This window comes from Faecalibacterium tardum, from assembly GCF_040096515.1.
GTDB classification, from domain to species: domain Bacteria; phylum Bacillota; class Clostridia; order Oscillospirales; family Ruminococcaceae; genus Faecalibacterium; species Faecalibacterium tardum.
The window spans coordinates 1-2,453 of the sequence record NZ_JBBMEO010000080.1 but is presented as its reverse complement, the minus strand read 5'-3'; the positions used below and the strand labels follow the sequence as shown (position 1 = coordinate 2,453).

The following is a 2,453-nucleotide window of genomic DNA, read 5'->3' as shown; positions in this document are numbered from 1 at the left end:
CCCCTCAGTCGCTGCGCGACAGCTCCCCCCGGGGGAGCGGGCACGCCCGGAAACTTTCCCGTCATGCCAAGGGCTCTCCCTTTGGGAGAGTTGTCACCAAAGGTGACTGTAAGGGCGAGGACGCCAACCGCAGCGCCGCGCTTTCGTAGAAAGCGGCGCTGCAAATGCCGTTTTCCGTTACGACCCCTCCTGTGAAAATAGCGTTTGGAGCGCTCCGCAGAGCGCGACAAACGCGAAATTATAAATAATTCTTCCGCTGATGATGCGCAAAGCGAACGCGGAGCGCATTTTAAATCCTTAAATCGTAAAAATTCAAAAGCATCCCTCAAAAGAGAAAGAGAGTATCATCCCTTATGAAAATTGCGTGTATTTCCCTTGGCTGTCCGAAAAATCAGGTGGATCTGGATGTGATGGTGCACATCCTGCTGTCTGCCGGGCACGAGACTGTGGCCGATCTGGCCGAAGCCGATGTCATCCTTGTGAACACCTGCGGCTTTATCGAGAGCGCCAAGACCGAGGCCATTGAAAACATTCTGGAAGCCTGCGCTTATAAGCAGCAGAACCCGAACCTGAAGGTCATCGTTACCGGCTGCCTTGCAGAGCGCTACCGCAGCCAGATCGAGGAAGAGATCCCCGAGGTGGACGCCGTTGTAGGCTGTGCCTCCAACAAGGCCATTGACACCATCGTGGAGTGGCTGTTCCACGGCGAGGATCACTTGGAAAGCTACGGCGCCAAAAAGGACTTCCCGCTGGGCGGCAAGCGCGTCATCGGCACGCCCGCCCATTATGCGTACTTAAAGATCGCCGAGGGCTGCAACAACCGCTGCCACTACTGCGCCATTCCGGGCATCCGCGGCCCGCTGCACAGCCGCGATATGGCCGACTGCGTTGCCGAGGCCCGCTGGCTGGCCGGTGAAGGCGTGAAGGAGCTTATTGTTGTGGCGCAGGACCCCACCGCCTACGGCGAGGACTGGGGCAAGCCCGGCAGCATCTGTGAGCTGCTGGACAAGCTGAACAAGGTGCCGGGACTGGAATGGATCCGCATCATGTACGCCTACCCGGAGCGCATCACCGATGAATTCATCGCCGCCATGAAGCGCAACGAGAAGGTGGTGCCCTACCTCGACCTGCCCATCCAGCACTGCAACGATACCATCCTGAAGAACATGAACCGCCGCTCCACCCGCGCGGAGCTGCTGGAGGTCATCGGCAAGCTGCGCCGCGAGATCCCCAGCATTACCCTGCGCACCACCCTCATCGCGGGCTTCCCCGGCGAGACCGAGGAGCAGTTCGAGGATCTGTGCAACTTCGTCAAGGAGGTGCAGTTCGACCGTCTGGGCTGCTTTGCCTACTCTGCCGAGGAGAACACCGTGGCAGCACGGATGGACGGCCAGATCGAGCAGGAAGTCAAGGACAAGCGCGCCGAGCTGGTGATGCAGATTCAGACCGGCATCATGGCGCAGAAGCAGGCTGAAAAGGTGGGACAGACCGTGCACGTTCTGTGTGACGGCATCGACGAGGAAAACGGCCTGTACCTCTGCCGCACCACCGGCGATGCGCCGGAAGTGGACGGCTGCGTCTGCGTTTCCAGCGAGGAACCGCTGTACCCCGGCCAGTTCTATGATGTGCTGGTAGAGGACAGCGACCTTTACGATCTGTATGGTACAGTCGTAAAATAACGAATTGGAGGATAAAACCTATGAATCTGCCCAATAAACTTACCCTGACCCGCATTATTCTGGTGCCGGTGTTCATGATCTTTGTGTCCCTGACCGGTCTGGACGGCATCGTAGACGGTACTTTCAACGCTACCTTCTACCTGCTGGCCGGTATCGTGTTCGCTGCTGCCAGCTTTACCGACTATCTGGACGGCCATCTGGCACGCAAGTGGCACATGGTCACGGATTTCGGCAAGTTTGCCGACCCGCTGGCCGATAAGCTGCTGACCACGGTGGCCTTCATCTACATGCTGCGGGACGGCGTGTGCAGCCCCGTGGTGCTGTGCATCATTCTGGCCCGCGAGTTTGCAGTGTCCGGCCTGCGCATGGTGGCCGCCGGTGCCAAGGACGGCAAGGTCATCGCTGCCAACATGTGGGGCAAGGTCAAGACCGTTTTGCAGATGCTGAGCATCATTTTCTACTTCTTTGGCACTGCCCTGAGCTACCGCGGTACGGTGGACAGTGTTTCCATCGTGGTGGTGGTCTCTATCGCCCTGTGCTGGCTGGTGGCTGCTGTGACCGCCATCTCCGGCATCAAGTACCTGTGGGATAACCGCAGCTTTATCAACACCGCTAAGTAAAAATGTGGAAAACCAAAGGCCGCTGCACCTCACCGTGCAGCGGCCTTTTGACTGTGTGGGACGATTTTGAATGCCCTCTGCAGGGGTAGCAGGTGGTAGCCGGGGATGTTCTCTTTTGGTGTCAAAAGAGAACCAGAAAACCACCAGCGATTTC

At 58.1% G+C, this 2,453-nt stretch carries 2 protein-coding genes; both read left to right on the top strand.

Features of this window, described 5'->3' with window-relative positions; genetic code table 11:
* Nucleotides 1-353 precede the first annotated feature (353 nt).
* Nucleotides 354-1,679 carry a 30S ribosomal protein S12 methylthiotransferase RimO gene (gene rimO / locus WMO44_RS14760; RefSeq protein ID WP_349153026.1) on the top strand — a complete coding sequence of 442 codons (1,326 nt, stop codon included), beginning with the start codon at nt 354-356 and terminating at the stop codon, nt 1,677-1,679.
* 20 nt (nt 1,680-1,699) lie between these two features.
* A complete protein-coding gene (pgsA, locus tag WMO44_RS14755; RefSeq protein ID WP_349153025.1) occupies nt 1,700-2,299 on the top strand; it encodes a CDP-diacylglycerol--glycerol-3-phosphate 3-phosphatidyltransferase in 600 nt (199 codons plus the stop codon).
* Nucleotides 2,300-2,453: the final 154 nt, after the last annotated feature.